We start from the raw sequence: 15,233 nt of genomic DNA on the forward strand, positions 1-15,233 counted from the left end.
TATGTAGTTATTGTTTCGTTCTAAAAACAAAAACCAATCCTTTGCAGGGTTGGTTTGGCATTATTATAATCAGCCACAGTTTTTTAATTTTCGGTGGCAGGTTGTTTTTTATTTCCGTAAAGGTATAGCGAGTGGTTGTGTATCTCGATACCAAAAATTTCTTCTATTGTTTTTTTGATAGACTGTATTCTTGGGTCGCAAAACTCGATAACCTCACCGGTATCCGTCATTATAATATGGTCGTGTTGCTTGTCAAAGTATGATTTTTCATAGTGTGACTGGTTTTGCCCAAACTGATGCCTTCTTACCAAGCCGCATTCCAGCAGTAATTCTATCGTGTTGTACAGCGTTGCACGGCTCACACGGTAGTTTTTGTTCTTCATTTTTATATACAACGACTCGATATCAAAATGTTCGGTGCTGTTGTATATTTCCTGAAGGATAGCATAACGCTCGGGCGTTTTCCTGTGCCCTTTATCTTCCAGAAATTTGGTGAAGACATTTTTTACAATATCCTGATTTTTATTGTTATCCATTATAATAGGTATCAAAGTGCAAAGATAATCTAAATTTTTTGAAGAGAAACTTTTATATTAATTGTTCGAAACTCGGGTTACTTTATCAATACCATCTATCTTCTTGATATTGTCTATCAGTTTTTTCAGTATAGTGTTATTTTGTACCACTACAGTAAGTTGCCCGTTAAATACTCCTGCATTCCCGCTTAGCGAAATACTCTGAATATTCACATTCATAATGTTCGATATTACTTTGGTAAGCTCATTGGTAAGCCCCAAAGTATCCATGCCGGTAATTTTAAGGGTAGCCTTAAATTCTTCCTGCGATGAATCAATCCACTTCGCCGTTATAATACGATAGGCATAGTTAGATTGCAGCCTTATGGCATTTGGGCAGTCTTTTTTATGTACCTTGATGCCTTCGTTTATAGTAATAAACCCAAAAACATTATCGCCGGGTATCGGGTTACAACAGTTTGCCAGTTTATAGTCCAGTTTATCCTCATTTTTACCAAAAACCAGCAAATCATAATTACGGCTGATTTCTTCTCTTTGTATCTGATCCTGCGGAACACTTGGCGTACGTTTAATTCTGTTTTTAAAGAAATTCATCAGCGTGTTGCCCTTCATCGCTGCAAAATCTTTAAGCTGCTGATTGTCTATAGTACCTACACCCACACGATAAAAAAGGTCGAGGCTGGTTTTTAGTTTAAAATAATTTACCAGCTCATTTACTGTAGTTTCGTTAAGTGTAACCTTTAAATGGCGGAGCTTTCGCGTGAGCAACTCTTTACCTTCTTCGGCTATTTTCTTGGTGCTTTCGTTGAGTACATTTTTAATTTTATTGCGTGCCCGCGATGTGCTTACGTACTCCAGCCAGTGCGGATTGGGTTTTTGGTTGGGTGATGTAATAACTTCTACCTGGTCGCCACTGTTAAGCACATGATTAAGCGGTACCAGTTTTCCGTTAACGCGGGTTCCTCGGGTGTGTACTCCAACCTCTGAGTGGATGCTAAAAGCAAAATCGAGTGAGGTGGCTCCTTTGGGTAATGATTTAATTTCGCCTTTGGGCGTAAATACATAAATTTCTTTGGAATACAGGTTTAGCTTAAAATCTTCTACAAAATCTACCGCATTGCCTGATGTATTCTCTAAGGCTTCTTTCAGTAAATTGAGCCATGTTTCCAGCCCGTGTTCTTCGGTATTGCCTTGTTTGTATTTGTAGTGTGCCGCATAGCCTTTTTCGGCTATTTCGTCCATACGCTCACTGCGTACCTGTATTTCTACCCAGCGCCCTTTGGGTCCCATAACGGTTATATGGAGCGCTTCATATCCGGTAGATTTTGGTGATGATATCCAGTCTCTCAGCCTGCTGGGGCTGGGGCGGTAATGGTCGGTAACTATGGAATATATTTTCCATGCAAGAAATTTTTCTTCTTGTGGTTTGGCTTTATAGATAATGCGTAATGCAAATTTATCATATACCTCGTCAAAGCTAATTCCTTGATTAAGCATTTTACGGCGTATGGAGTAAATGGATTTTGGGCGACCTTTTATAACATATTCTATCCCCTCATTGTCAAGAGAGGTAGTAAGTACATCCGAAATAGATTTAATATAGGCATCCTGCTGTTCTTTGCTCTCCTGCATTTTGCTTAATATACTCTCATATACAGCAGGCTCGGTATATTTAAGCCCAAGGTCTTCGAGCTGGTTTTTTATGTTATAAAGCCCCAGTCGATGTGCCAGCGGTGCATAGATGTATAATGTTTCCGATGCTATTTTGGCTTGTTTATATTCAGCCATAGACTCCATCGTTTGCATATTGTGCAACCTGTCGGCTATTTTTATCAGGATAACCCGTACGTCATCATTAAGCGTAAGCAGCATTTTCCGGAAATTCTCTGCCTGCATTGATATTTCCTGATCCGTTTTTACTTTGGCAATTTTAGTTAACCCTTCTACAATTTTGGCAATTTTAGGATTAAATATTTGCTCAATATCCTCCAGGGTAACATTGGTATCTTCCACTACATCATGCAGGAGGGCAGAGGCTATGGAGGTAGCTCCGAGCCCGATTTCCGAGGCTACAATTTTTGCCACGGCAATAGGGTGGAAGATGTAGGCTTCTCCCGATTTTCTGCGTTGGTCTTTGTGCGCATCAACGGCAACATCAAAAGCTTTTCTTATAAGCTTTTTGTCTTCTATGCTGAGTGTTTGGTAACTGATGCGGAGTAATTCCTTATATTCTTTGGCTATTGCCTTGTTTTCCTGCTCAAGATCTATCGCTGTCATATTCATGGTTCAATAGCTTAAAAGTAAGCAAAAGATTTATCATTAACAATAGTACCTACCGTTATTATTATGGTAAAATAAAAAAGCGGACGGGTATGTACCTGTCCGCTTTTTTGTGTATAAAAAAATGTAATTAACGTAGTCCTCCCGATACCGTTACTCGCTCTCCGGTTATCCATGCCGAGTCTTCTGAAGCAAGGAAAACAGCTACTCGGGCAATGTCGTCAGGCTGTCCTGCGCGCGCCAGCGGAGTATTACTTACAATACCGGCTTCAAATTCGCTGCCTGTAATACCTGCTGTTTCTGTACCTTCGGTTTGTACCAAGCCCGGAGCAATAACATTTACACGAATGTTTTTCGGGGCAAGCTCTACTGCAAGTGCTCCTGTAATAGTGTCTATAGCACCTTTTGTTCCGGCATATATGCTGCTGTTTGCTGATGGCGCAGTGCTTATTACCGAACCAATATTGATAATGTTCCCGCCGGTTTCAGGGAAATATTTTAATGCTTCTTTAGAGGCTAAGAGTGTGCCGAGTACATTGATGTCGAACTGGGCATACAGTTCTTCTGCAGTAATATCTTCAAGAGGTAAAAACTTATATACACCGGCATTGTTTACCAAGATATCAACACCACCTAATGTTTTTTTCGTTTCTTCAAAAATACGGGTTACATCTGCCTGATTGGCTACGCTGCCCTGAACGGCAAATGCCTTACCGCCATCGGCAATAATCTGGCTTACAATTTTATCAGCCCCCTCTTTACTGCTGGCATAATTTACTGCTACTGCTGCACCTGCCGCAGCAAGACTTTTGGCAATTGCACTGCCTATACCTTTTGAAGCTCCTGTTACAATAGCTACTTTGCCTTTTAATTTTGATTCCATTTAATAGATATATTTAAATTTATAAATGTTTTAAAGCGTAATTGCTGTTTGAATTACTGTGCAATATTACAATAAAATAAATTAATACATTTATATGTTTAAATATATTTTAACTTTTCAGTGAATTCAGAAAATCAATATATTCAGTAACGACTTCCTGGTTTATGGTATATTTGATATTCCGCCCTTCTTTTTCAGAAATAAGGAGTTCTGAATCGGTTAACTGTTTAATATGGTGGGATATGGAGGGTTGTGCAAGGTTTATAATCTCGCATATATCAGAGCATTGCATCCAGTTGTGACGTTTTACCTCCTGCAATATTTTTAAGCGATTTGGGTCGCTCAACGCTTTAGAAATTCGTTCTATATCTTTGACTTTCATAAGTATATTGAAAAATGCAAATTTATTGATTTATAGGCTCATATCAAAACAAGTTAACAGATGATTAAGGGCAGTAAAGGAAACATTCCATAAATTCCAGCTTTCCATTTGTAAAATAGAGCCGCCATTCATAGGGTGCATTTTTATCTTCGGGAAAAAAAGTAAGTATTTCGGCTACCTCCCCGTTTTCATCGATATATTCTTCGGACATATCTCCTATAATAGGGTATGCCTTTTTAAAATATTTCAGGGTTGTAGTGTGGTCAAACCAGTCATCATCTCGAAACTGTATATACATATTACGCCTTTGGCTGAAATCTATACTTCTGAATTGCAGGGTATCGCCCACAACTTCAAAATGTACTCCTTTGTAATCAATTATTACAACATTACTTTTATCTGCACTGCAGGTTTCTTGCGGCTCGGTTGGTATAACCTCATACTTCCCCTCATATTTTTTATCAAAATCTTTTTTGGATATGGTAAGAGGTATCTTTTTGTTTATGCTCAGGTCTTCCCATGACATATACTCATTTTGCGCCGATACGCCCAAACAGGTAAACATCAGTAATAAAATGTAAAGCCTCATTTTGTGTTTTTTATTGGCTTAAGTTAAACAAATAAATTTAATCTTGGGGTATTTACCTGTTTAATTTACTAAGTTCATGCTTAAGCCTGCCTGGAAATCAAGGAAATCTTTTTTGGTAGCAAAAAGCATTTCACCTAAGGCAACATTTGTTTGGTTCAAACTGTTGAACAAGATGCCCAGGGCAGCTTCATTATACATTTCACCGGCAAAATAAGTCCATTCCTGAGAGAGATATTTAGTAAATGCATCCTGTATTTCCGGGTTAACCTCTTTGTAATAATACAGGTTTTGTATTTCTTTCAGGGTATCTTTAAAAGCCTTTTCAGTACTATAGAGGCTATTCATTTTAACGTTGATTACAGGAAATTCAAGCGTTTCATTCAGAAATGTGGTTGAGGTGTACATAAGGTTTACGATTTCATTGTATTCCTCTGCTTTTTTCTGCATCTGGTGGTATGCATTATATTTTTCCTTATAGTCAGATCCCTTTCCCTGTGTTATAGCCAGCCTATAGTAATAGCCCAAAGCTTTTGTTTCTTTCTTTGCAATGGTATTTTTTACATCATGCAGCCTTATTTGCAGTTTTTCAAGGAGTGCTTTAGTTTCTTTTGCCTTATAGCGATTACCATCATAATCAAAGGTCTTCACGCTGGTACCTCCTGCAGCTATCTGGTTAAGCACGGCAATGTCATTTTCCAGCCCTATATAATCGTGTACGGTACTTAAAGTATTGGTATCAAAGAGGTTTTCTTCTTTAATATGTTCTTCAATTGTAAGAGTATCAAAATCAATATTGCCCAAAGGCAATTCATCATAAAAGCTGTTGTATTTTTTATTCAGCGTATTTTTTGATATTCCTTCGATAAATTCTTCTCTGAAATGCTCAGCAGTATGCACAGTGGTATTACCTGAATAAAATACATTTGAGAATAAAATCTCTGTTACTGTTTCCTGTATCCGTTCTTTGTTTTTAAAGATTGTGAGCGCATTTGCCGTATTGCTGTCTGACGTTTCAATACCAAGACTGGTTAGGCGGTTAATTCTGTCTTCATCGCTGGGGTGTGATGACCACTGATCGTCAAATTCCAGTTTTGATTTCTTCAACCTTTTAGTATCGGCAAGGGTAACAAGCGGTAAATCATTACGGAATGTAAGGTTAAAATTGCGTGCAATACATTCCATAGCAAACTGATGTTGCGGAAATATATTAGCAGGTTTATGATTCTCCCGTACTTTAGTTCCATAAAAGTTCAAAACGTTGGTATAAGCATTACCGGCAAGACCTGCACGTAATAGTGAAGTGACAAGTGGTTGAGACCCGGCAACATTGGCTGCTACTTCATCGGCATGGAACTCCATTTCTCTGGAAAGGGCAAGGTAATTAAGGTTTACTACCTGATATACCTGCTTTAAGACCCATTGTATGCCCATGATAACTCGTACTCCCAATACTACAAAGATGGTAATATAACTGCTGATGCTTGCCCAACGGTTAACGGCTTTTTGAAAAGACTCGTTGTCATAAAGCATGTTGTGAATAACGTGATTTACATTATGCACATAGCTGCCCACCTTCATACTGCGTTGTGAAAAATGACCGAACTCATGCGCCAGTATGCCTTTTAGCTCATCTACGGTAATGGTATTCATAAGCCCGATGCCTATCATAAGGTTTTTTCCTACGGGAAGGAACATGCTCCAGAAACCGGAATTGTAGAACACCGAAGCATTTACATCTGCCGAGAGGTACACATGCTTAGGGAATTTTGTGCCTACTTCATTTACTATCTCTTCTATAAATGAAAACAGTTCCGGTTCTTCCTCACGGGTTATTTCAATAAGTCCTGAGCGGTCTGCTTTGTTGGATTTGATTATAAATTTCAATAAGAAGAAAAGTACAATCAGCCCTATACTCATAATCCCCGCTCCAAGTAGTAATGTAATGAGTGACGGGCTTACCGCAATAAGCATAATACCACCGTAACCGCAGGCAATGGTTAGCCCGACTGCTAATGCTATTAAAGCCATATAGGTAAATACAAAAAATACAATAGACAGTACAGCCTTTGCAGCTCTTTGTTTAAAATCTTTTGAGATGGATACTGTGTTCATATTAAAAGCCTCTTTGTCGTTTTGCTTCAAAAATAAGTATAGCTGCCGCTACCGATACATTCATAGAGTCGATTTCACCACTCATGGGTATAATAATGTTTTGCTTGGCGGCATCACGCCATTGTTGTGTTAACCCCGTAGCTTCTGTACCCACTACCAGTGCGGTGGGCAGGGTATAATCTTGTAAATGATAGGATGTTGCATTTTGCAGTGTAGCGCAATAAATATTTATAGTATTGGCATTCAGGTAGCTAATTACTTCATCTGTAGTGCCTGTCGCAATATTATTGGTAAACAAGCACCCCACGCTGGAGCGTATTATATTGGGGCTGTATAAATCGCCTTTTGAGTTGGCAATAATAACAGCATCTACACCGGCAGCATCGGCAGTACGCAGCAATGCGCCTATATTACCGGGTTTTTCGGGAGCTTCGGCTACTACCACAAGCGGGTTTTCGCCCAGTTGTAATGTGTCAAGGCTCAATTCTTTCGATTTTGCTACGGCAATAACACCTTCGGTAGTATCTCGGTAGGCAAGCTTTTGATATACTTCTTTAGTAATTTGTATATAATTGGCTTCACGACCTGCCAGTTGCCCTACCTGATGTTCGGTAAGCAACTCCGGTACAAAAAGTATGGTTTCTATCTCATATCCGCCTTTGGTGGCAAGCATAATTTCGCGTTGTCCTTCTATTAAAAAAGTACCCGACTGTTTGCGAGCCCTTGCTTTTTCCTGTAACTGTACAAGTTGCTTTATAAAAGGGTTTTGTATGCTGGTTATTTGTTTCATGCGTAAATGAGGCTAAGCTGTAACAAATTATGATTATAATATGCCTCGTGCTTTAATTTCGAGATATTTGTTAATACTGTCTATCGTTAAGTTTTCGGGTTTGGTTAGTACCGAGTAAATACCGTATTTCATTAGTTCATTTACGATAAGCCTTTTTTCAAAAGCAAATTTTTCAGCAATCACCTGGTCGTATATTTCCTGTATGTTCTCAGCTTTTTTATTGATGAGGGTTTCCAGTTCGGTATTTTCAAAAAACACGACTACCAGCAAATGGCTTTTGGCTATGCCTTTCAGGTAGGGTAACTGGCGGTTAAGCCCGTCCAGTGTTTCAAAATTAGTATATAATAATATCAGGCTTCTTTGCGTAATATTTTTTTTAATATCGGCATACAGCCTGCCGTAATCACTTTCAAAAAAGTCGGTTTTAATATTGTACAGGTTTTCCAGTATGCGCTGCATTTGCGAGGTGCGCCTTTCGGCTGCCACACGATTTTCTACCCGTTTGGAAAAAGCAAACATTCCTGCTTTGTCCTGTTTTTTTAAGATAACGTTACTAAGTACCAAAGTGGAGTTTATGGCATAGTCCAGCAAGCTAAGCCCTTCAAAAGGCATTTTCATAACCCGCCCTTTATCGATAGCCATATATACACTTTGCGATTTTTCGTCCTGAAATTGGTTTACCATCAACTGGTTTTTCTTGGCGGTAGCCTTCCAGTTTATAGTACGTATATCGTCGCCGGATACATATTCTTTAATTTGCTCAAACTCCATAGTATGCCCCAGTCTTCGAATTTTTTTTAGTCCGTATTGAAACAATTGGTTCGAAAAAGCAATAAGGTCATATTTGCGAAGCTGGATGTATGAGGGATAGGTAGGAACCATTTGCCCATCACCAAAAATAAACCTGCGGGAAACTAAAAGCAGGGGAGAGGACACATATACGTTAAGTCTGCCAAAGTAATATTCACCACGCGTTACAGGGCGCAGGTTATACTGAAAATTATCATTATCTCCCGGTTTTATTTTTCGTTTTATACTGAAATTGCGTATTTGGAATTGTATCGGTATTTCATCAATAACTTTTATGTTTATTGCAAAAGAATAATTGCTTTCTACTTTTATTGTAACGCTGTTATCATCGCCGTTAGAAAATTTTTCAACAGTTTCTCTTGTGGCTTCAATTTTTTGTTTGCTGGCAAAAAGTAATATTATATCGATTACTATAAAACCTATAAAAATATATACCAGCATCCACATGGCATTATATAACACAGGAAAAAAATAAGACATGATAAAGCCTGCTATAATGCCCGAAACCACATAGAAAAAGAAATTATTGAGATATAAGCTCTTAAAAAAATTCATTAACGGGGTATTTCTACAATATCAATTATCTGCTTTATTATTTCGGGGCTTGTAAGTCCTTCCATTTCGCGCTCCGGCGCTACTACAACACGGTGTTGTAATACGGGTATGGTGGCATCTTTAATATCTTCGGGTGTTACAAAATCTCTGCCTCTCAGGGCGGCATAGCCTTTTGCAGCATTGAGTATCGCTATTGAGGCACGAGGTGATGCACCCAAGTATAAAAAGGCATTTTCGCGCGTATTGGTTACAATTTTGGCAATATATTCAAGTAACTGCGGCTCTATAACAATTTGCTTTACCAGTGTTTGGTATTTTATTATATCCTGCTGCGAAAGCACCGTTTTTATATTTTGAAGTTTGTTTTTGTCCTGCAATGCGTTTTCTCTTTGCAGTATTGCCACTTCCTCTTCGAGGTTAGGATAATCGATAGTAATTTTAAATAAGAAACGGTCAAGCTGTGCCTCGGGCAGGCGATAAGTACCTTCCTGCTCTATCGGGTTTTGGGTAGCAATGGTTAAAAACGGAGCTTCCATTTGGTAGGTAGCACCCTCAACAGTTATTTGACGTTCTTCCATTACTTCAAATAGTGCTGCCTGTGTTTTGGCAGGGGCACGGTTAATCTCATCAATTAATATAAAGTTTGAGAATATAGGCCCTTTTTTAAAATCGAAAGTAGATTTAGATAAGTCAAATACTGATGTACCCAATATATCCGAAGGCATAAGATCAGGCGTAAACTGTATTCTGCTGAAATCGAGCGATAATGTTTTAGAAAGCAGCTTTGCCGTGATGGTTTTTGCCACTCCCGGCACACCTTCCAGCAGTACATGCCCATTGGCAAGTATGGCTACCAAAAGCTGATCTATCATTTTATGCTGCCCTACTATAACCGAGTTAATTTCCTGCTTTATAGCCGAGATGCTGTTTTTCAAAGCTTCGAGGTCTAATCTTGATTGAAAGTTGAGGTTGTCGCTTTCCTGTCCGGCGGTTGCAGGGCCGGTTGATTCAGCATTTATATATTCAGGATTTTGCCCTTCCGGATTTGTGTTTTCAAATTCTGTCATAATCGTAGTTTTTCGATGGCTTTATTAATGGCTATTACATCAGCTTCGCTACTTTCAAACTGATGCCTGTATTTTTTTATTAAATGTACTGTTTTTTCAATATCCTCAACGGGTTTCCCTGTTTTCAGGTGTAGCTTTTCTATAAAAGTTTCATCCAGCGTATAGGTGTCAATCATATACTCGGTACGAATTTTTTCGAGAAAATAGATGATTTTTTTTTCGATTATAGTATGGTGGCTGCCCTCCTGATAGTAAAGGTTTCCTATGGTTTTTGCAAAATCTATGGTTGTGTTTTTAACCGGGGGTATTTCGGGTATGATGCGCTGCCTGCGTTTAGCATTAAAAATCATAAATATCAATATGGCAAGCAGCCCCATGTAATATGCCGATTTGAATCCGGGTTGTTGTAGCATATACCGCAAACTTGAACCTGAAAGACGCTCATTATAGCCGGTACTCCAAAATATATTTTCCTTCGGTACATAGGATAGTACACTTTGTGCATACTCATAATGGTTATCTTTTAGTAAGTGGAAGTTACTAAATGCCGCAGGTTGGGTATGTAGCAGGAAGCTACCGTTGCCATAAGGCACACGGATGTAATTAGCTTGTTTTTTGTCAAAATATTCCTGATAGCCCAAAATAGTGGTACTAAGGGTATCAATACTCGAAAAATAGGTAAAGCCCGCTCCTTCATCAAAATAATACTTTGTAGGCTCAGGGCTCACACGTTCTGTATAAACTTTGATAGAGTCGGTAAGGTAATAACTTTTTTCTATTTCTACTTTTAGAGTATCCAGCAAGGTTACGGGAAACGATTTCATACTCATTAAAACGCTGTTACCATGCTCGGCATAATACATTAGCTCTGTCAACGATTCTTCATCAATTTCATTATCCTCACTGATGGATATAAATGTACCCTTTGCAGTATATTCATTAGTTTCATAATCATAAGCGGTATCAAAAAACTCATAGGGCGTTACATTGAATTTTTCTACTTCCTGTCCTTCAAACAATGCATCTATCTCTTTATCAAAAACATATAACCCCAGCGGAATTTTATCGTTTATGTTATAGGTAGGTGTCCAGTTTATAGGTTTTGGTTTAGCAGAGTCAATAGCTATTATTGCGCCTATCAGGAGCACCAGTAACACGATATAAATGGTAAGTTGCCTGTTCATCTTTATAGCGTATTTAAGGTTTCACGAAATGCTTTACGCACTTTTGTAAAAGCCGTTTCGTTTATCGGAAATTCGCCATACCAACTGTAATCGTAAACATAAGACAGGTACTCAAATTGCTTTTTAAGGCTTTCTTTTTTTATTTCGTAGGCATAATCAGAGTTGGTCTTATCATAATGCCATTGTATAATTTCGCGTTCCGAAAGCTCTTTAAGCAACCATAAGTAATAATAGCGTATGGCAAGTCTGTAGTTGGCTTGTTGTATGGTTTCTTCTATCATTGCAGGAAAATCCATTTGGTGTATGTCTTCTCCGTCAATATTTTGTACAACAATATTTTTGCGCGATTTTCCAAATATCCACACACTTTCTTTATTCAGTATGGCACGCACTATCATATATACTGCAAATACTACTATTGCACCTGCAATTAAGTAGGTTAGTAAAGTACCTATTCCTGAACCTTCCGATTTTTCTCCTGTATTGAAAAGGTTTCTGAAAAAATTACCCACTGCTTCCCAAAAACGATCCCATGCATTTTTTGCCTGTGTTTTGGTTTCATACTGGAAATCGTTATCAGTATAACTCTCTTTAAAGTTATCTCTAAACTCACGCTGAGTATATACCGTTGCAGTATCTGCTATAGGAGCTATGGTTGCTGCCTCTGTAACAGTATCGGTTTGTATTGCGGGAGCAGCATACAGCATGGGCATTGCTAAAAGTAGCAGATATATAAGTTTTTTATTCAATGTCTGTTCCTATTAAATCGATATCCGCTTGCAGCGAATTATTTTCGTTAACCTCTCTGCTACTGTAATAAATAATGCCCTGGCTTATCATAATTAAATTGTTGAGCAAGTAACTCACTAAAATTGATATTATAAAACTAACCAGCATTAATGTACCTAATGTTGAAAAAGCATCTTCATCGCCCGGTTGTATGCTCATCATTGTTGCGGCTCCGCCTATTATATAAAACACTAAAGAGATAGCCATTTGCACTATGTATATAATAATATAAAATATAGCTGTAGTGCCTATATGTGCCCAAAAGTTTGTAAACATAAGGTTGTAGCCATTTTTCATTGCCGTAAAATACCCGGTGTCATTATTAAGGTAATCATATAATGATAATGATACCCAACAGCTCAGCGCGGAGAATATGATTACAGCTATAGGGAAACCTATCAGTATTACCATAAGCAACACACATAAAGCACCAAGTACTATGCCTATAGGTACAAATGTTATGATTGAGAGTAGTAAAAACAAGATAAGCTTACCAACTCTCTTTTTCAATCCTTTTATAATGTCAGCCGTTTTCGGGGTATCGTTACTATGCTCCATAAGTTTTAAATACACAACAGGAAAAGCATAAGTAATAGCCGATATTAATAGTATTAACAAGGCACAAATAATACCTACAACAACAAAATAAGCTACATTATCATTAAAGTACTTAGACAGCATTTGTTGTTGTTCATAACTTTGTATTCCTCCGAAAATGTTTTTAAAAAAAACATATCCTACCAGATAAAACAGCAAAAGCAAGACTAAAATGAAACCGCCCGCAATTTTAAGAAAATTGCCAAAATAGCTTTTACCCATTATTCTGAAAAAGATAAAGGTATCGTTGATAAGGTTATTAAAGTTTCGTTTTTTATAGAGTTGAAACATTAGCTTTATTAATTTTTTTGTTTACAACAAAGGGATAAATCAGGAAATACCAAGATATAAGCGCCAAAGTAAACAGTATAATGAAAACATTAAGTATACGGGGCATATCCGGAGAATAGCGGGTAACAAAACCCTCCAGCATACCGGCAGCAAAGGTAAACGGCATGGTGCTGAGTACTATTTTTAAACCATTTTTAAAACCTATCTTAAGTGAAGCTACCCGAGAGTAAGTCTTTGGGAACAATATGGATGCGCCCAGTACAAAACCGGCAGCGGCTTCTATAACTATGGCAAAAATTTCCATAGCACCATGTATCCATATTCCGCGCACACTTTCCCAAAACACGCCCTGTTCATAAAAAAAATATTGGAAGGAGCCCAGCATAATACAGTTTTGCAATAACACATAGCCTGTGCCAAACCCTGCAAATATGCCCATTACAAAAGACATTATACCTACTTTTAAATTGTTGAGCGTAATACCAAATGCACTGCCCCAGTTACTGCCGCTTTTGTATACAGCCACCGGGTTACCATTCTCTATATTTTCCAGCGTCATGTTTACATAGTAGTCCCCCATAATGAGGCGAACGAAAGCTCCGTCATTAGCTGCAGAGATTACCCCGATGCCCACAAACAAAAAGAAAAGAATAAAAGCATACAGTATATACCGCCTGTTTTGATAAATAATGAGCGGGGCTTCGGTTTTAAAAAAATAAACCAATCTGTTTGTTTCCTCCCGCTTGGTTTTATATATCTTTTGATAAGTGATAGAAGCAAGGTGATTTAGGTAGGTAACTGTTTTGCTCTTAGGATAATAGCTTTGTGCATACGAGAGGTCGTTAACCAAATGGATGTATAGGCTGGCTAACTCATCAGGATTTTTTTTAGATTTACCGAAAATAGCCTGCTCAAATTCAAGCCATTTTTCTTTATTTTGTTTTATAAAAGCAACTTCCCTCATAATTAGGAGCTAAAATATAAAATATGTCAGAACTATCCATAACTACTACACAAAATGTGAATATAAATTTTAATGCGGCCTCGCTGGGCGAGCGCATACTGGCATATCTGCTCGATCTGGTTATCTGGATAGCCTATTCCATTATAATTTACAGGATTGTTTTTCCGCTTACAAATTTAGACGATTTTGCGGCGGGGCTCGACCCTTGGTCAGAAAGAACAATATATACTGTATTTTTCTTACCCATAATGTTTTATGCCATAACTATGGAAAGCCTTATGGAGGGGCAAACCCTTGGTAAACGCATTATGAAAATAAAGGTAATAAAGATAGACGGCTACCAAGCGGGTTTTGGCGACTACCTTATGCGTTGGATACTCAGGATAATAGAGGTTACCCCGCCGTTTTCCTTTATATCGGTAATAGTAATGCTGGCAAATAAAAACACACAAAGGCTGGGCGATATGGCTGCCGGTACGGCTGTTATAAGCCTCAAAAATAATATCAATATAAACCATACTATACTGCGTGAACTTGACGACAGGTATGTACCTGTATATCCGTTAGTCATAAAACTAAGTGATAACGATGTAAGGATTATTAAAGAAACGTATGAAACCAGCCTGCGTACTACCGACTGGGCTATGATACAAAAACTACAGGATAAAGTAGAGAATGTAACGGGAATAAAATCAATATCGGCAAACCCAACGGCTTTTATAGAAACGGTATTGAATGATTATAACTATTATACCCAAAAGATGTAATGTTTTATTTATTGGATATATTGGGTACAATGGCATTTGCCATATCGGGTGTGCTAACCGCCATGAATAAAAAAATGGATCCTTTCGGAGTTTTTGTTATCGCTTTTGTAACAGCGGTAGGAGGAGGCACACTGCGTGATACCCTCATAGGGCGAACGCCTGTGGGCTGGATGCGCGACCTCAACTATGTTTATATTATTACAGCAGGTTTTTTCTTGGCGGTTATATTCCGTAAAAAGCTCGACAGGCTGCGTACATCGCTGTTTTTGTTTGATACTATAGGACTTGGGGTATTTACCCTTATAGGATTGGAAAAAGGACTTGAGGTTAACCTGCATCCGGTTATTTGTATAGCACTGGGCACGATGACGGCATGTTTTGGCGGAGTAATACGCGATATATTATGTAACGAAATACCCGTTATTTTCCGCAAGCAAATTTATGCCACCATTTGCATACTGGGTGGTGCTGTTTTCTTTACCTTATTGCAGTTTAATATACCCGAAAACCTCGTTTATTTGCTTACCCCTGCGGTTATTATAGTGGTACGATTGTTGGCGGTTTACTACAAATGGTCGTTGCCTTCTCTGGAAAGGAAGTAGTATTTATAGTTTTCAGTTATAGCAGTTTCAGTTTC

General features: G+C 38.2%; 15 protein-coding genes. 2 read left to right on the forward strand and 13 right to left on the reverse strand.

Going from position 1 to position 15,233, the window contains the following annotated elements; genetic code table 11:
* Window positions 1-83 precede the first annotated feature (83 nt).
* The 13 genes from E0W68_RS11720 to E0W68_RS11780 all read right to left on the reverse strand — a co-directional run bounded on the left by E0W68_RS11720 (window position 84) and on the right by E0W68_RS11780 (window position 13,829).
* Window positions 84-536, reverse strand: coding sequence for a Fur family transcriptional regulator (locus E0W68_RS11720; RefSeq protein ID WP_135219625.1), 453 nt, complete (start codon window positions 534-536; stop codon window positions 84-86).
* 57 nt (window positions 537-593) lie between these two features.
* Window positions 594-2,813, reverse strand: a complete 2,220-nt coding sequence (locus tag E0W68_RS11725) for a RelA/SpoT family protein (protein ID WP_135219671.1) — start codon at window positions 2,811-2,813, stop codon at window positions 594-596.
* A gap of 133 nt (window positions 2,814-2,946) precedes the next feature.
* Window positions 2,947-3,699 (reverse strand): SDR family NAD(P)-dependent oxidoreductase, encoded by a 753-nt coding sequence (locus E0W68_RS11730; RefSeq protein ID WP_135219626.1) that lies wholly within the window; start codon window positions 3,697-3,699, stop codon window positions 2,947-2,949.
* A 109-nt stretch (window positions 3,700-3,808) separates the two neighbouring features.
* Complete coding sequence (locus E0W68_RS11735; RefSeq protein WP_135219627.1) at window positions 3,809-4,081, reverse strand: ArsR/SmtB family transcription factor; 273 nt, start codon at window positions 4,079-4,081, stop codon at window positions 3,809-3,811.
* 64 nt (window positions 4,082-4,145) lie between these two features.
* Window positions 4,146-4,670: a hypothetical protein gene (locus E0W68_RS11740; RefSeq protein WP_135219628.1), complete on the reverse strand. Its 525-nt coding sequence runs from the start codon at window positions 4,668-4,670 to the stop codon at window positions 4,146-4,148.
* A gap of 60 nt (window positions 4,671-4,730) precedes the next feature.
* A complete protein-coding gene (locus E0W68_RS11745; RefSeq protein ID WP_135219629.1) occupies window positions 4,731-6,782 on the reverse strand; it encodes a M48 family metalloprotease in 2,052 nt (683 codons plus the stop codon).
* 1 nt (window position 6,783) lies between these two features.
* Window positions 6,784-7,572, reverse strand: coding sequence for a TrmH family RNA methyltransferase (locus E0W68_RS11750; RefSeq protein ID WP_135219630.1), 789 nt, complete (start codon window positions 7,570-7,572; stop codon window positions 6,784-6,786).
* A gap of 33 nt (window positions 7,573-7,605) precedes the next feature.
* Complete coding sequence (locus E0W68_RS11755; RefSeq protein ID WP_135219631.1) at window positions 7,606-8,937, reverse strand: DUF58 domain-containing protein; 1,332 nt, start codon at window positions 8,935-8,937, stop codon at window positions 7,606-7,608.
* Window positions 8,937-10,004 (reverse strand): AAA family ATPase, encoded by a 1,068-nt coding sequence (locus tag E0W68_RS11760; RefSeq protein WP_135219632.1) that lies wholly within the window; start codon window positions 10,002-10,004, stop codon window positions 8,937-8,939. The genes E0W68_RS11755 and E0W68_RS11760 overlap by 1 nt, the downstream gene beginning before the upstream one ends.
* Window positions 10,001-11,188: a DUF4350 domain-containing protein gene (locus tag E0W68_RS11765; RefSeq protein WP_135219633.1), complete on the reverse strand. Its 1,188-nt coding sequence runs from the start codon at window positions 11,186-11,188 to the stop codon at window positions 10,001-10,003. The genes E0W68_RS11760 and E0W68_RS11765 overlap by 4 nt, the downstream gene beginning before the upstream one ends.
* Window positions 11,189-11,190: 2 nt before the next feature.
* Window positions 11,191-11,937, reverse strand: coding sequence for a DUF4129 domain-containing protein (locus E0W68_RS11770; RefSeq protein WP_135219634.1), 747 nt, complete (start codon window positions 11,935-11,937; stop codon window positions 11,191-11,193).
* The gene (locus tag E0W68_RS11775; protein ID WP_135219635.1) at window positions 11,930-12,865 is read right to left on the reverse strand and encodes a hypothetical protein; all 936 of its coding nucleotides are present in this window, start codon (window positions 12,863-12,865) and stop codon (window positions 11,930-11,932) included. The genes E0W68_RS11770 and E0W68_RS11775 overlap by 8 nt, the downstream gene beginning before the upstream one ends.
* On the reverse strand, window positions 12,849-13,829 hold the full coding sequence (locus E0W68_RS11780) for a stage II sporulation protein M (protein ID WP_135219636.1): 981 nt from the start codon (window positions 13,827-13,829) through the stop codon (window positions 12,849-12,851). Before E0W68_RS11780 ends, E0W68_RS11775 begins: the two co-directional genes overlap by 17 nt.
* Before the next feature lie 23 nt (window positions 13,830-13,852).
* Here E0W68_RS11780 and E0W68_RS11785 point away from each other — a divergent pair, with 23 nt between their 5' ends.
* On the forward strand, window positions 13,853-14,596 hold the full coding sequence (locus E0W68_RS11785) for an RDD family protein (protein ID WP_135219637.1): 744 nt from the start codon (window positions 13,853-13,855) through the stop codon (window positions 14,594-14,596).
* Window positions 14,596-15,198, forward strand: coding sequence for a trimeric intracellular cation channel family protein (locus E0W68_RS11790; protein ID WP_135219638.1), 603 nt, complete (start codon window positions 14,596-14,598; stop codon window positions 15,196-15,198). Before E0W68_RS11785 ends, E0W68_RS11790 begins: the two co-directional genes overlap by 1 nt.
* The last annotated feature ends 35 nt before the right edge of the window (window positions 15,199-15,233 follow it).

The organism is Flavobacterium salilacus subsp. salilacus (genome assembly GCF_004634195.1).
In the GTDB taxonomy this organism is placed as follows: domain Bacteria; phylum Bacteroidota; class Bacteroidia; order Flavobacteriales; family Flavobacteriaceae; genus Flavobacterium; species Flavobacterium salilacus.

Coding starts and splice junctions, on each gene's coding strand:
- E0W68_RS11755 (WP_135219631.1), bottom strand. CDS start 8,937: ATGAATTTTTTTAAGAGCTTATATCTCAATAATTTCTTTTTCTATGTG.
- E0W68_RS11745 (WP_135219629.1), bottom strand. CDS start 6,782: ATGAACACAGTATCCATCTCAAAAGATTTTAAACAAAGAGCTGCAAAG.
- E0W68_RS11730 (WP_135219626.1), bottom strand. CDS start 3,699: ATGGAATCAAAATTAAAAGGCAAAGTAGCTATTGTAACAGGAGCTTCA.
- E0W68_RS11720 (WP_135219625.1), bottom strand. CDS start 536: ATGGATAACAATAAAAATCAGGATATTGTAAAAAATGTCTTCACCAAA.
- E0W68_RS11735 (WP_135219627.1), bottom strand. CDS start 4,081: ATGAAAGTCAAAGATATAGAACGAATTTCTAAAGCGTTGAGCGACCCA.
- E0W68_RS11760 (WP_135219632.1), bottom strand. CDS start 10,004: ATGACAGAATTTGAAAACACAAATCCGGAAGGGCAAAATCCTGAATAT.
- E0W68_RS11740 (WP_135219628.1), bottom strand. CDS start 4,670: ATGAGGCTTTACATTTTATTACTGATGTTTACCTGTTTGGGCGTATCG.
- E0W68_RS11725 (WP_135219671.1), bottom strand. CDS start 2,813: ATGACAGCGATAGATCTTGAGCAGGAAAACAAGGCAATAGCCAAAGAA.
- E0W68_RS11775 (WP_135219635.1), bottom strand. CDS start 12,865: ATGTTTCAACTCTATAAAAAACGAAACTTTAATAACCTTATCAACGAT.
- E0W68_RS11790 (WP_135219638.1), top strand. CDS start 14,596: ATGTTTTATTTATTGGATATATTGGGTACAATGGCATTTGCCATATCG.
- E0W68_RS11750 (WP_135219630.1), bottom strand. CDS start 7,572: ATGAAACAAATAACCAGCATACAAAACCCTTTTATAAAGCAACTTGTA.
- E0W68_RS11785 (WP_135219637.1), top strand. CDS start 13,853: ATGTCAGAACTATCCATAACTACTACACAAAATGTGAATATAAATTTT.
- E0W68_RS11780 (WP_135219636.1), bottom strand. CDS start 13,829: ATGAGGGAAGTTGCTTTTATAAAACAAAATAAAGAAAAATGGCTTGAA.
- E0W68_RS11765 (WP_135219633.1), bottom strand. CDS start 11,188: ATGAACAGGCAACTTACCATTTATATCGTGTTACTGGTGCTCCTGATA.